Origin of the sequence: Neisseria sp. HMSC070H10, from assembly GCF_001837635.1 — a bacterium.
In the GTDB taxonomy this organism is placed as follows: domain Bacteria; phylum Pseudomonadota; class Gammaproteobacteria; order Burkholderiales; family Neisseriaceae; genus Neisseria; species Neisseria subflava_A.
Window position 1 is genome coordinate 58,771 of the sequence record NZ_KV833376.1, and the last position, 14,153, is coordinate 72,923.

A 14,153-nucleotide genomic window follows, 5' to 3' on the forward strand; every position below is an offset into this window, starting at 1 on the left:
GTTTCAATTTCTTGTGCCTAGTAAATACGGTATAATTTGCCCTTTACGCACATTACCTCCGGTCTTTTCAGACGGCCTTTATCTCATGACTGCAAAATCTTCTAAAACCCAAACAAAAAAACGCGTCTCTACCAAACCGGCAGCCAAACCGACCACACGCAAATCCACCAAAGCACAAACTCAAGCCGACAATAAAGTCTCCCAACGCCTCAAGGCCGCCAAAGAGCTGCAAAAAAACGAAGAAAAAAAAGCGCGTCCCGAGCATGTCGTCAACTTGATTAATGATGCTTTATGGCTGTTTGGCTTGGTTATCACCATTTATCTGGCCATTTCCCTGGCCAGCTTCAGCATGGACGACCCTGCATGGTCGCGCAGCGTTCCCAAAAGCAACGATGTCGCCAACCTCGGCGGCCTCTTTGGCTCCTATCTTTCCGATGTCGGATATTATCTGTTCGGCCTATCGTTTTGGTGGTGGATAGCTGCCTCTTGCGTTTTCCTCTACAAAAATTTCCGCCCCATGAAAAAGCAGGAAAACCACAAGCCCTACAATCACAGCGTAGCCGCTTTGGCATTGTTTCTCCTGCTGGTGTGCAGCCCGATTATCGAACATTTCCTGTTTGACAATGCATTGAGCGAATCCCTTCCCGTCGGTGCAGGCGGCTTGGTCGGCTTGCTGGCGGGTTCAGGCTTGGCTTGGCTGTTGGGTAAGTCGGGCAGTCTGTTGATTATGCTGGTGATGTTGCTTTTATCCATTTCCCTGCTGGCTCAGGTGTCATGGTTGGAAGTCATGGCCAAATCCGGCAGCCATATGGGTGGTCTGTTTGGCAACCTGATGAAAAAACTGTCTCAGTTCCGAAATAAAAAAGAAGATGTCTGCTCCGAAGCTTTGGAAACCCAAAATACGCGCCGCATGGTTAAAGAAGCCAAAACCATTACCGCCACTCCGGTTACTCCGTTGGCAGGCAGCAGCAGCAACCGTAAAACCGTTGCCGTATCCGTTGCGCCGCCCCCTAAAATCCAAACTTCCCTGTTTGACGATACTGAACCTAAAAACAACGGCGAATACCACAAACCCAATATGAACCTGTTGCGTATGCCGTCTGAAGAACCGGTTGCCGTCAATCCGGATGAATTGCAACAAACCGCAGAATTGATCGAAGCCAAGCTGGCTGAATTTGGCATCGGCGTACAGGTTGTTTCCGCCACTTCCGGCCCCGTGATTACCCGCTACGAAATCGAACCGGCACAAGGTGTCAAAGGTAGTCAAATTGTCGCCCTGTCCAAAGATTTGGCGCGCTCGATGTCTCTGCAAGCGGTACGCATCGTAGAAACCATTGCCGGTAAAAACACCATGGGCATTGAATTGCCCAATGAGAAACGCCAAGACGTGATGTTGAGCGAAATCCTCTCTTCACCCGTGTTTACCGACGCCAAATCCAAACTGACCGTTGCCTTGGGTAAAGATATTGCAGGTACGCCCGTTGTCGGCGACTTGGCAAAAATGCCGCATCTTTTGGTCGCTGGTATGACCGGCTCGGGTAAATCCGTCGGCGTGAACGGCATGATTATGTCCATGCTCTTCAAAGCCACGCCCGACGAAGTCCGCTTCATTATGATTGACCCTAAAATGCTGGAATTGAGCATTTACGACGGCATTCCGCACCTGCTTTGTCCGGTTGTGACCGATATGCGCGAGGCAGGACAAGCGTTGAACTGGTGTGTTGCCGAAATGGAAAAACGTTATCGCTTACTTTCCCATGCCGGCGTGCGTAATTTGGACGGTTTCAACCAAAAAGTCGAACAAGCCAAAGCAGCAGGTAAGCCATTACTCAATCCGTTCAGCTTAAATCCTGACGATCCTGAGCCTCTGGAAAAACTGCCGTTGATTGTAGTCGTCATTGACGAATTGGCAGACTTGATGATGACCGAACGCAAATCCGTTGAGCAACAAATCGCACGCCTTGCCCAAAAAGCGCGTGCAGCAGGCATTCACATGATTGTCGCCACCCAACGCCCAAGCGTTGATGTGGTTACCGGCCTGATTAAAGCCAACATTCCGACACGTATGGCCTTTACCGTACAAAGCAAAATCGACAGCCGCACTATTCTTGACCAAATGGGTGCAGACGAATTGCTCAAATACGGCGACTCATTATTCCTGCAACCGGGAAGCGCAGAACCGACACGCCTGCAAGGTGCGTTTGTTTCCGATGATGAAGTGCATCAGGTCGTCAATTTCGTCAAAGAACAGGCTCCGACCAATTATGTAGAAGGCCTGCTCAGTGGTGAAGCGGCCATCGAAACCACCAATATTGTCAATCCGAATGCAAACAGCGATGAGTTATTTGATCAAGCCGTTGCCTTCGTATTGGAAAGCCGGAAAACTTCCATTTCCGCACTCCAACGCCAATTACGCATCGGCTACAACCGTGCCGCCAATTTGGTAGATGCGCTTGAAAATGCCGGTGTTCTTTCTCCGGCAGACATCAACGGCAGCCGACGGATTCTGGCGCAAAAAGACCAGCTGTAAAAAACAACAATATCGAAACGCAAAGGCCGTCTGAAAAGAATTTCCCACTTTTCAGACGGCCTTTTTATGTTATTCGTGAAACATTGTGTTATACTAAGCAGCTAAATTTTGACCTTATGCACGCTTCCGAAGTTCTTCGGAATACTGAGCAGAAGGATAACCGTTTAAACACAACAAATTTAAGGGCTTACGATGAGCGTAACTGTTGAAACTTTAGAAAATCTGGAACGCAAAGTAGTATTGTCTCTGCCTTGGTCCAAAATCAACGCAGAAACTGAGAAAAAACTGAAACAAACCCAACGCCGTGCAAAAGTTGACGGCTTCCGTCCGGGTAAAGCACCGTTCAAAATGATTGCCCAAATGTACGGCGCAAGCGCACAAAACGACGTTATCAACGAATTGGTACAACGCGAATTCTACGAAGTTGCCGTTGCTCAAGAATTGAAAGTTGCCGGTTACCCACGTTTTGAAGCCGTTGAAGAACAAGACGATCAAGAGTCTTTCAAAGTTGCCGCTATTTTTGAAGTTTTCCCTGAAGTAACTATTGGCGACCTGTCAACCCAAGAAGTAGAAAAAGTAACTGCGACTGTTGGCGATGCCGAAGTCGACCAAACTGTAGAAATCCTGCGTAAACAACGCACCCGCTTCAACCATGTTGACCGCGAAGCCCAAAACGGCGACCGCGTCATCATCGACTTTGAAGGCAAAATCGACGGCGAACCTTTCGCTGGCGGCGCGTCTAAAAACTACGCTTTCGTATTGGGCGCAGGTCAAATGCTGCCTGAATTCGAAGCCGGTGTCGTCGGCATGAAAGCCGGCGAAAGCAAAGATGTTACCGTAAACTTCCCTGAAGACTACCACGGTAAAGATGTTGCCGGTAAATCTGCCGTATTCACCATCACTCTGAACAACGTTTCTGAAGCTACTTTGCCTGAAGTTGATGCAGACTTCGCTAAAGCTTTGGGTATTGAAGACGGCGACGTTGCCAAAATGCGTGAAGAAGTGAAGAAAAACGTTGGCCGCGAAGTTGAGCGCCGCATCGGTGAACAAACTAAAGAATCTGTCATGAACGCCCTGCTCAAAGCAGCCGATTTGCAAGTTCCTGTTGCTTTGGTCAACGAAGAAGCCGCTCGCTTGGCAAACGAAATGAAACAAAACTTCGTTAACCAAGGTATGGCTGACGCTGCCAACTTGGATCTGCCTTTGGATATGTTCAAAGAACAAGCAGAACGCCGCGTTTCTTTGGGTCTGATTTTGGCTAAATTGGTTGAAGAAAACAAACTTGAGCCAACTGAAGACCAAATCAAAGCCGTTGTTGCCAACTTCGCTGAAAGCTACGAAGATCCTCAAGAAGTTATCGACTGGTACTACGCAGAGCCTTCCCGCCTGCAAGGCCCGACTTCTTTGGCAGTAGAAAGCAACGTTGTTGATTTCGTTCTGAGCAAAGCTAAAGTAACTGAAAAAGCGCTGTCTTTTGACGAAGTAATGGGCGCACAAGCTTAATTGCTCCAAGGCCGTCTGAAACAGACAATCAAAAGCACCGAAGCGCTTTAAATGCTTTGGTGCTTTTCCATCATTAACAGGAGACAAAAATGTCCTTCGATTTCAATAATTACCTTGTCCCTACCGTTATCGAGCAAAGCGGTCGCGGCGAGCGCGCATTCGACATCTACTCACGCCTTTTGAAAGAGCGCATCGTTTTCTTGATCGGCCCGGTGACAGACGAATCTGCCAACTTGGTTGTTGCGCAATTACTGTTCTTGGAAAGTGAAAACCCTGATAAAGATATCTTCTTCTATATCAACTCTCCGGGCGGTTCGGTTACTGCCGGTATGTCGATTTACGACACCATGAACTTCATCAAGCCTCATGTTTCTACCTTATGCTTGGGTCAAGCAGCAAGTATGGGCGCATTCCTGTTGTCCGCAGGCGAAAAAGGCAAACGCTTTGCCCTGCCAAACAGCCGCATCATGATTCACCAACCGCTCATCAGCGGCGGATTGGCCGGTCAGGCTTCCGATATTGAAATTCACGCTAAAGAGCTGCTGAAAATCAAAGAGAAACTGAACCGCTTACTCGCCAAACATTGTGATCGCGATTTGGCTGACTTGGAACGCGATACCGACCGCGATAATTATATGTCTGCCGATGAAGCTAAAGAATATGGTTTGATTGACCAAGTTTTGGAAAACCGCGCCTCTCTGCAAGCCTAATCTTTATCGATTTTAAATTAAAAGGCCGTCTGAAAAATATATATTCAGACGGCCTTTCTTCAATCTTACTTCGCGTTGTCTTTATTATTCACTTGAACCGGATACAGCAAAATCAAAGGATTGGCTTTCACTTGACTCCAGAAGCTCTTCAGAAGATTACGCATACTACCCAAACGCGTACCGCGAGAACGGAGCGCAACAGCCAAAGCCAAAGAAAAACTGACCACCAGATTCACCATGCCGATTGCCAATACACTGGCCAAGCCAAGCATAAAAGTGAATATATCTGCATGACCGCTAATCGCGGCATAACCCAAATTTGCCGAAGAGAACGCCACATGGCGAATATCCAGCGGCAAGCCGAAAAGATGGCCAAAATAGCCGGTCATCCCCAAAAGCATACCGAAAATAAAATTGCCCATAAGCGAGCCGTAATGCTTATGAATATAAGCAGCCAAACGGCGGCGCGGCTGAGGACGCATGATTTTTCGTAAAAACGGATTAAACGGCAGGCGCTGACGCAGGTTCAGATAATCGGAACGGTTGTCAAAAAAGCCCGCAATAATCCCCGAGCAAAACAGCCATACCCCGGCAATAGCGGCATACCATAAGGTCGGCTGAGTAAAAATCTCAATAGATTTAAGCTGGTAGGCTGTAACCGCCTCGTTTAATAAAGGCTGACCATGCGTGTAGGCATAGCCAAAAGCAATCCCTGCTGCCAACAATACCGCAATCGATACATTGCCAAACACGGCAACACTTTGCGAACGGCATACGTCAATCAGCAGTTTAGCCAATTTATTGTCCACCGCTTTGCTGCCTTCATTTGAGTCCACCTGTTCAGCAAAGCTCGCCGCCGTCATAGCAGGCTGTTTGGTTGCAACAGTGCAATGCAGCATATGAATCAGCATAAAGCCCAAACCATAATTGAGCCCGGCCAAGAATGAAGTAGTAAACTCACCGAATCCCAAAGACGCGATATGGATTTTATTCAATGCCATCAAAGCAATAATTACGCCGCCGCCCGCTGCGGAATAAAACATTTTGAAATATTCGCTACGGTTGCGCGTAATGTAATGCTCGCCATGATGACTTTTGTTTTCCGTAATACTGCGTGCCAGCATTCGGATACTGCTTTTACGCAAGTGGCTGGTACTATATTGCTCTACCGCCGCGTAAATCATCGCATTCATCAGATTGATGGTTAAGCGAGTACGGCTGCCGGTTTCGATTTGAATATTAGTCAACAGTTTCAGACGGTCTATGGTTTGTTGCAGGCGCTCCAACAAGTGCGCCACTTTCACTGACGAGCCAGACCCCGCTCCTGTACCACGCCGACGCAGATACTCAATTTGCTTGTCGCACTGGTCAAACATGACCTCCAAGTGCGCCGTATCATAAGTTTCTTCACTGTGGCGATAGTGTTCTACCAATTTTGCAATTTCACGTTGCAAAGCAACAAATGCTGAATCTGCCTCCAACAAACGGGGGGCAATCCGTATTAAATCCGGCTCAATCGCTTCGGAAGCAATCCAAATAGACAGCATTTCCACCGCTCGCAAACGGGCATCTGCCAACTGTCGGCTGGCCGTCTGAAGCAAAGCAGGATCCGCTTTGCCCTGCAACAATTCATACATGCTCAACCATTGGCGCAAACTCAGGGTTTGCAACCATTTATCATCGTTTTTCGAATGAAAAAGATATAAAAATACTTCGCGCAGATTGGAAAAATCTTTATAAGACGGGCTGAAACGTTCGTAAATCCGTATGCCCATCTCCCGAGTAAAACTATGGCGCGAGAAAATACCCAGCTTAATCAGCGCAGGATAGATGTGAACTTTGGACAGCCAGGCATAGAAGCGCAGACTGAATTGACGGCATAAAGCATCGTCTTGTTTTAAAGTAGATAAAATCAAATCGAAACGTTCGGAAGCCTGTTTTTTGCCTCCTCGGCGCAAAAATTTGATTAATGCATTGAGAATAAGAACAAAGTCGGTATCATTTAAGCGTTCCGACAAAATAATGTGAAGATTTTGATTAGTCAGTTTTTGCATTGTAGTATTAGTACATAAAATGAGATATTTAGCAAGAACCTTGGCAAACAGGTCGGATTATATCGCATTCTTTATCAACCCATGTCACAAGATTTTCAATTAATATTCTCTAAAATTCAATGAATAATCAAATTACATAACAAATATATGATGTGAATCAATAACTAAGAAAGGCCGTCTGAATTCTTTCAGCCGGCCTTTTACAACAACATACTACATTGTTTTAAACTTATGCAAACAAGAGCTTACCACCCTCTTCTTTAACATGGATTGTGCTATCGGGCGCATATTTGCCTTCAAGCAAGGCTTTTGCCAGCGCATTTTCGATTTCAGACTGAATAGCGCGTTTGAGCGGACGGGCACCATACACAGGGTCGAAACCGGCTTTGGCAATCAGATCCAAGGCAGCATCATCGACTTTCAGATGCAGATGTTGCGCTTCCAAACGTTTTTCCAAACCTTTAAGCTGGATTTTCGCAATACTGCGGATATTAGCCTGATCCAAACCGTGGAACACGACAACTTCGTCAATACGGTTGATCATTTCAGGACGGAAATGTTCTTTCACATCCTCCATCACGACTTCTTTTACTGCTTCGTAGTCCTGAGTACCCATTTGTTGGATATGTTGGCTGCCGATGTTGGAAGTCATGACAATAACGGTATTTTTAAAGTCTACGGTACGGCCTTGTCCGTCGGTCAAGCGGCCGTCATCCAATACTTGCAGCAAGATGTTGAATACGTCCGGATGGGCTTTTTCCACTTCATCCAAAAGAATCACGCTGTACGGTTTGCGGCGGACTTGTTCGGTCAGGTAACCGCCCTCTTCGTAGCCAACATAGCCGGGAGGCGCACCGATTAAGCGGGCAACAGCATGTTTTTCCATGTATTCGGACATATCGATACGAATCAGATGATCTTCGCTGTCAAACAGGAAGCCTGCCAAAGCTTTGCACAATTCGGTTTTACCCACACCGGTCAGGCCTAGGAACAGGAAGCTGCCGTAAGGCTTGTTTGGATCGGCAAGGCCTGAGCGGCTTCGGCGGATAGCGTCGGACACGGCACGCACGGCTTCATCTTGACCAACCACGCGGCGGTGCAATACTTCTTCCATCTTCAGCAGCTTATCGCGTTCACCTTCCATCATTTTTGACACAGGAATGCCGGTCATACGGGAAACAATTTCGGCCACTTCATCCGCCCCGACTTCAGTACGGAAAAGTTTGTTTTGTTTTTTGCCGTCGGGGTTACTTTCCGCAGCTTGCAACTGTGCGCCCAATTTCGGTAACTCACCGTATTCGAGTTCGGACGCACGGGCAAAATCGCCTTGACGTTTGGCCTGCTCGATTTTGACTTTGATGTCGTCCATCTGTTTTTTGATGTCGGCAGTGCTGGAAGAGGCGGCTTTTTCTGCTTTCCAGATTTCGTCCAAATCGGCGTATTCTTTTTGCAATCCGTCGATTTCTTCGTCTATCAATTCCAGACGTTTCTTGCTGGCATCATCGGTTTCTTTGGCAACGTGCATTTTTTCCATTTTGAGCTGGATAATGCGACGGTCAAGTTTATCCATTTGCTCAGGTTTGCTATCCAGCTCCATTTTGATGCGGCTGGCTGCTTCATCGATCAAATCAATCGCTTTATCAGGCAGGAAGCGGTCGGTAATATAACGGTCGCTCAACTCCGCTGCGGCAACAATAGCAGGGTCGGTAATATCGATACCGTGGTGGATTTCATAACGCTCTTGCAAACCGCGCAAAATAGCGATGGTATCTTCTACGCTTGGCTCACCAACCAATACTTTTTGGAAGCGGCGTTCGAGTGCCGCGTCTTTTTCGATGTATTGACGATATTCGTCCAAAGTGGTCGCGCCGATGCAGTGCAGTTCGCCGCGTGCCAAGGCCGGTTTCAACATATTACCCGCGTCCATCGCGCCGTCGGTTTTACCCGCGCCAACCAAAGTATGGATTTCGTCAATGAAAATCAAAGTGTTGCCATCGTCTTTAGCCAAGTCGTTCAACACACCTTTCAAGCGTTCTTCAAATTCGCCGCGGTATTTCGCGCCGGCAATCAATGCCGCCAAATCCAAAACCAGCAGGCGTTTGTTGCGCAGGGATTCAGGCACTTCGCCGTTGACAATGCGTTGCGCCAAGCCTTCAACAATAGCGGTTTTACCCACACCAGGCTCACCAATCAGCACAGGGTTGTTTTTTGTACGGCGTTGCAATACCTGAATTGCACGACGAATCTCATCATCGCGGCCGATAACGGGGTCAAGTTTGCCGTCGCGGGCGCGCTGGGTCAGATCGAGCGTGTATTTTTTCAGAGCATCGCGTTGGTCTTCAGCATTCGCATCGTTCACGTTTTGTCCTCCTCGTACCGCATCAATTGCGGCATTGATATTTTGTTCGGTCGCACCAGCTTCTTTCAAGATTTTGCCGGCCGCATCATTCTGCTGAACCAAAGCCAGCAGGAAAAGTTCGCTGGCGATATAGGCATCGCCACGTTTGGTTGCAGCCTTGTCCATCAAGTTCAATACAGCTTGCAGCTCACGGCTAGGCATAATATCGCCACTTTGACCGGATACTTTTGGCAAGCTGCTCAAATGTTGCTGCAAACGTTGTTTTACTTGAGGCACATTCACACCTGCATGAGCAAGTAACGCAGCGGCACCACTGTTTTGATCGTCAAGCAACGCTTTTAAGATAAAGCCGGCCTCAAGGTAGCTACTGTCCGCAGCCAAAGCCAAACTTTGACCTTCTTGCAAAGCTTGCTGAAATTTGGCAGTCAATTTATCAAATCTCATTTTACGTTCCTCTTCAAATATATTCTGTTAGAGTCTATATAAGCGCAAATGTGGATAACTCAAGAGCCATTTACCCCATTAATCAACAATTTTTAATATATTATTGTTTTATAACGTTTTATTTTTATGATTTTATGTGTATAACTTTTATTATCTATCTACTCTTTACTCAAAAGGCCGTCTGAAAAATCAAGAATAATCAGGTATAATCGGCACCATATTTATTTTCAGACGGCCTTTGTGCCGAAGGATACTTTCATGAGCAAAAAACGAGTTTTAACAGGCGTTACCACAACAGGTATTCCACACTTGGGCAACTACGTCGGTGCCATCCGCCCGGCCATCCGCGCGGCGCAAGATTCCAATACCGAATCATTCCTCTTTTTGGCCGACTATCACGGCATCATCAAATGTCATGAACCAGAAATGATTCATCAATCTACTCAAGCTGTTGCCGCCACATGGCTTGCCTGCGGACTCAATCCGGAACAGACCACTTTCTATCGTCAAAGCGATATTCCCGAGGTGATGGAGTTGAACTGGATTCTGACCTGTATCACTGCAAAAGGCCTGATGAACCGCGCTCACGCTTATAAAGCTGCAGTACAGGCAAATACCGAAAACGGTCAGGAAGATCCGGATCATGGCGTGGAAATGGGCCTGTACAGCTACCCTATCCTCATGACTGCCGACATCCTGATGTTCAATGCCCATGAAGTTCCAGTCGGTCGCGACCAAATCCAACACGTTGAAATGGCACGTGATATTGCCGGTCGCTTCAACCACCGCTTCCAAGAGCTCTTCACCCTGCCAGAAGTAAAAATCGACGAAAACGTCGAACTCTTGGTCGGCTTGGACGGACGCAAAATGTCCAAATCCTACGGCAATACCATTCCGCTTTGGGAAAACGACAAGAAAACCCAAAAATCGGTCAACAAAATCATCACCAACATGAAAGAGCCCGGAGAGCCGAAACAGCCTGATGAAAGTCCTTTGTTTGAAATCTACAAAGCCTTCTCCACGCCGTCTGAAACTGCCGAGTTCACGCAAATGCTGGCCGAAGGCCTTGCTTGGGGTGAAGCCAAGAAACTCTTGGGCGCAAAAATCAATGCCGAGCTCGCAGAACCGCGCGAGCGTTACAACGAGTTAACAGCCAAACCCTCTCAAATTGAAGACATTTTGCAGGCCGGCGCACACAAAGCGCGTAAAGAAGCACGCGAATTGTTGGATAAAGTACGCGATGCGGTAGGTATTCGTCCGTTGAAATAATAATAGTAAGGCTGTCTGAAAATTTCAGACGGCCATAATATCGTTTATCATTTGAAATATAATCGTTTTCTAGGGTTTCTCATATGAAAAAAACCTTCCCCCTTATCTTGCTCAGCCTTTCATTGGCTGCCTGCGGCGGTAAATCTGAAGATACTACAGCCAATGATATTGCTTCAGGCAAAGCGCCCAAGCCTACCTTCAAAGTTAAATATATCGATGAACAAGCCATAGCCGGTTTGAATTTAGGTACAGCTCAAGAAGGCGAAACGAAAGAAGGTAAGAAACAACGCACCTATCCGATTAACGGCATAGAGGGCGGTGTTATCAATCTGATTGGTAAGCACCCTACCGACTTAGAAGTCATCAGCGGCCAATGCATGGAAAAAAATGAAAAAGGCGTTTCAGCCGGCTGGTCAGCCAACGGAGTTTGCCACACTGCCTTTGCAAAAATGGTGGACAATATTGCCCAAGACGGCGGCCAACTGACCGACTATCTGATTTCACACGCTGCTTTGCAGCCTTATACCGAAGGCAAAAGCGGTTATGCTGCCGTCCAAAACGGCCGCTATATTTTAGAAATTGACAGCGAAGGCATGTTCTATTTCCGTCGCCGTCATTACTAAAATCCTGCCTATCCTATTTTCCCCCTGACACAAGGACTGAATCATGGCTCAAGTTACTTTCCAAGGCTCTCCTATTTCTACAAACGGCAATTTGCCTGCCATCGGCCAAGTTGCACCTGATTTCACATTGGTAGCAGCAGACCTATCTGAGAAATCATTGGCTGACTTTGCAGGCAAACGCAAAGTGCTGAATATTTTCCCTAGCATTGACACCGGCGTATGCGCCCAGTCCGTCCGCACTTTCAACAAACGCGCCTCTTCTTTGGACAATACCGTCGTCTTGTGCATTTCTGCCGATTTACCGTTCGCACAAGCCCGTTTCTGCGGCGCAGAAGGTTTAGAAAATGTAGTGACACTTTCTACATTCCGCAGCAGCTTTTCTAACGATTACGGTGTTACACTGACAGAAAGCCCATTACGCGGCCTGACTGCCCGCGCAGTGGTGGTTTTGAATGAGCAAAACCAAGTTCTCCACGCTGAGCTGGTATCTGAAATTGCGAACGAGCCTGACTACGAAGCTGCTTTGACTGTTTTGTAATTAACCAAATAAAATCAGGCCGTCTGAAGCTTTTCAGACGGCCTTTAGATTATCCTCAAAATAAAAACGGTAGCTTAAAAGCTACCGTTTTCTGTTTCAAGCCTTATACAGATTTATCTGTTTTGTCTGCTTCTACTGACTCAGCATTCTGAACCTCATTTTGCTCAACAGGTTCAGCAGCTTCAGCAACAGGCGCTTCAGGCGCTTTAGGCTCTTCTACTTTGTCATCACGGACATTGTGGCTGTAATCTTTAGGCGGACTAGGCTGTTTACCGGCCATAATTTCCAAAACTTGATCTCGATCGATAGTTTCCCAATCCATCAGTGCTTTGCACATGGTTTCCATCTTATCGCGATTTTCATCCAAGATTTTGTAAGCCACTTGGTATTGCTCATCCAAAATACGGCGGATTTCTGCATCGATATCTTGTTGGGTTTTCTCGGAAATATTTTGAGAACGAGTTACGCTGCGACCCAAGAATACCTCACCTTCGTTCTCAGCATAAACCATCACACCCATTTTGTCGCTCATACCATAACGCGTTACCATCTCGCGTGCCATTTGAGTTGCACGCTCAAAGTCGTTAGATGCACCGGTAGAAATACGGCCGACAAAAATATCTTCAGCAATACGGCCACCAAACAAGATTGAGAGCTGGCTCAGCATTTGGTCTTTGTACATACTGATGCGGTCACGCTCAGGCAGCTGCCAAGTCAAACCCAATGCACGGCCGCGAGGCATAATTGTTACTTTGTGAACCGGATCGGTAAACGGCAGGCTTTCCGCTACGATTGCATGACCGGCCTCATGATAGGCTGTCGCACGTTTTTCATCTTCGTGCATCACCATGCTGCGACGTTCCGGACCCATGTAGATTTTGTCTTTAGCATCTTCAAAGTCGCTTTGATCGACTTTAACTTTATTACGACGACCGGCAAACAAAGCTGCTTCATTGACCAAGTTTGCCAAATCCGCACCTGAAAAACCAGGGGTACCGCGTGCTAAAGAAGTCAAATCTACGGATGCATCCAAAGGTACTTTTTTAGCGTGTACTTTCAAGATTTGCTCACGGCCACGGATATCAGGCAATGGAACAACGACTTGACGGTCAAAACGGCCCGGACGCTGCAACGCGGGGTCAAGTACATCAGGACGGTTGGTTGCTGCGATCACAATAACGGTTTGGTTACTTTCAAAACCATCCATTTCAACCAACAATTGGTTCAATGTTTGCTCACGCTCATCATTACCACCACCCAAACCAGCACCACGCTGACGGCCAACCGCATCAATTTCATCGATAAAGATGATACATGGCGCGTTTTTCTTGGCCTGCTCGAACATATCGCGGACACGGCTCGCACCGACACCGACAAACATTTCTACGAAGTCAGAACCTGAAATACTGAAGAATGGCACACCGGCCTCACCGGCAATCGCTTTAGCCAGCAATGTTTTACCCGTACCAGGGCTACCGGCCAACAAAATACCGCGAGGTACACGACCACCTAGGCTTTGGTAACGATTGGGGGCTTTTAAATAATCTACGATTTCTTGTACTTCTTCTTTTGCCTCATCACAACCGGCAACATCGGCAAAAGTCACTTTATTGGAATCTTTATCCAACAAACGAGCACGGCTTTTACCAAAAGAGAAGGCGCCGCCTTTACCGCCACCGCCGCTTTGCATGCGCATGAAGTAGAACCATGCACCGATCAACAACAAAACAGGCAGCAGGCTGTAAAACAGACTGGCCAGCATACTTGGTTTTTCTTCCGGAGTCACTTTGACGCGTACTTTGTTGTCCAACAGTGTTTTAACCAAGTTGTCATCCAAAGGCGCATTGGTATAGAAGGCAGTTTTATCGGTGCGCTCACCTTTAATCAGATAGCCGCTGACAACAGATCCTTCAATATTGACATTGGATACTTCGCCACTATTAACTTGCTGAATAAATTGAGAATATTCGATTTGCTGTTTATCTTCCTGCTTATCGCTGAGTGCATTGAATGCTGCTAAAAGCATAGCACCACCCACTACCCAGACTAATATGTTTTTAATGGTATTCCCCACTGAACAGGCTCCATGGTTACAAAATAAATAAAATCAAGGGAAAGAATTT

9 protein-coding genes are annotated in these 14,153 nt (G+C 47.0%); 6 read left to right on the forward strand and 3 right to left on the reverse strand.

Features of this window, described 5'->3' with window-relative positions:
• Nucleotides 1-85 precede the first annotated feature (85 nt).
• From HMPREF2606_RS06205 to clpP, 3 genes are all read left to right on the forward strand, one after another.
• Nucleotides 86-2,530, forward strand: a complete 2,445-nt coding sequence (locus tag HMPREF2606_RS06205; protein ID WP_070585348.1) for a DNA translocase FtsK — start codon at nucleotides 86-88, stop codon at nucleotides 2,528-2,530.
• Between the two features lie 192 nt (nucleotides 2,531-2,722).
• Nucleotides 2,723-4,033, forward strand: coding sequence for a trigger factor (gene tig, locus HMPREF2606_RS06210; protein WP_070712908.1), 1,311 nt, complete (start codon nucleotides 2,723-2,725; stop codon nucleotides 4,031-4,033).
• Between the two features lie 89 nt (nucleotides 4,034-4,122).
• On the forward strand, nucleotides 4,123-4,743 hold the full coding sequence (clpP, locus tag HMPREF2606_RS06215; RefSeq protein WP_003683589.1) for an ATP-dependent Clp endopeptidase proteolytic subunit ClpP: 621 nt from the start codon (nucleotides 4,123-4,125) through the stop codon (nucleotides 4,741-4,743).
• A gap of 65 nt (nucleotides 4,744-4,808) precedes the next feature.
• Here clpP and HMPREF2606_RS06220 read toward each other — a convergent pair whose 3' ends face one another.
• Both HMPREF2606_RS06220 and clpB read right to left on the reverse strand, forming a co-directional pair.
• Nucleotides 4,809-6,797 carry a site-specific recombinase gene (locus tag HMPREF2606_RS06220; protein ID WP_070712906.1) on the reverse strand — a complete coding sequence of 663 codons (1,989 nt, stop codon included), beginning with the start codon at nucleotides 6,795-6,797 and terminating at the stop codon, nucleotides 4,809-4,811.
• A 229-nt stretch (nucleotides 6,798-7,026) separates the two neighbouring features.
• Nucleotides 7,027-9,600 (reverse strand): ATP-dependent chaperone ClpB, encoded by a 2,574-nt coding sequence (gene clpB / locus HMPREF2606_RS06225; protein ID WP_070712903.1) that lies wholly within the window; start codon nucleotides 9,598-9,600, stop codon nucleotides 7,027-7,029.
• A gap of 258 nt (nucleotides 9,601-9,858) precedes the next feature.
• Here clpB and trpS point away from each other — a divergent pair, with 258 nt between their 5' ends.
• The 3 genes from trpS to tpx all read left to right on the forward strand — a co-directional run bounded on the left by trpS (nucleotide 9,859) and on the right by tpx (nucleotide 12,030).
• Nucleotides 9,859-10,869, forward strand: coding sequence for a tryptophan--tRNA ligase (gene trpS, locus HMPREF2606_RS06230; protein ID WP_070712900.1), 1,011 nt, complete (start codon nucleotides 9,859-9,861; stop codon nucleotides 10,867-10,869).
• An 83-nt stretch (nucleotides 10,870-10,952) separates the two neighbouring features.
• Nucleotides 10,953-11,492: a hypothetical protein gene (locus tag HMPREF2606_RS06235; protein WP_070712898.1), complete on the forward strand. Its 540-nt coding sequence runs from the start codon at nucleotides 10,953-10,955 to the stop codon at nucleotides 11,490-11,492.
• A gap of 43 nt (nucleotides 11,493-11,535) precedes the next feature.
• On the forward strand, nucleotides 11,536-12,030 hold the full coding sequence (gene tpx, locus HMPREF2606_RS06240; protein ID WP_070712895.1) for a thiol peroxidase: 495 nt from the start codon (nucleotides 11,536-11,538) through the stop codon (nucleotides 12,028-12,030).
• Nucleotides 12,031-12,133: 103 nt separating this feature from the next.
• Here tpx and ftsH read toward each other — a convergent pair whose 3' ends face one another.
• The gene (ftsH, locus tag HMPREF2606_RS06245) at nucleotides 12,134-14,104 is read right to left on the reverse strand and encodes an ATP-dependent zinc metalloprotease FtsH (RefSeq protein ID WP_070712893.1); all 1,971 of its coding nucleotides are present in this window, start codon (nucleotides 14,102-14,104) and stop codon (nucleotides 12,134-12,136) included.
• Nucleotides 14,105-14,153: the final 49 nt, after the last annotated feature.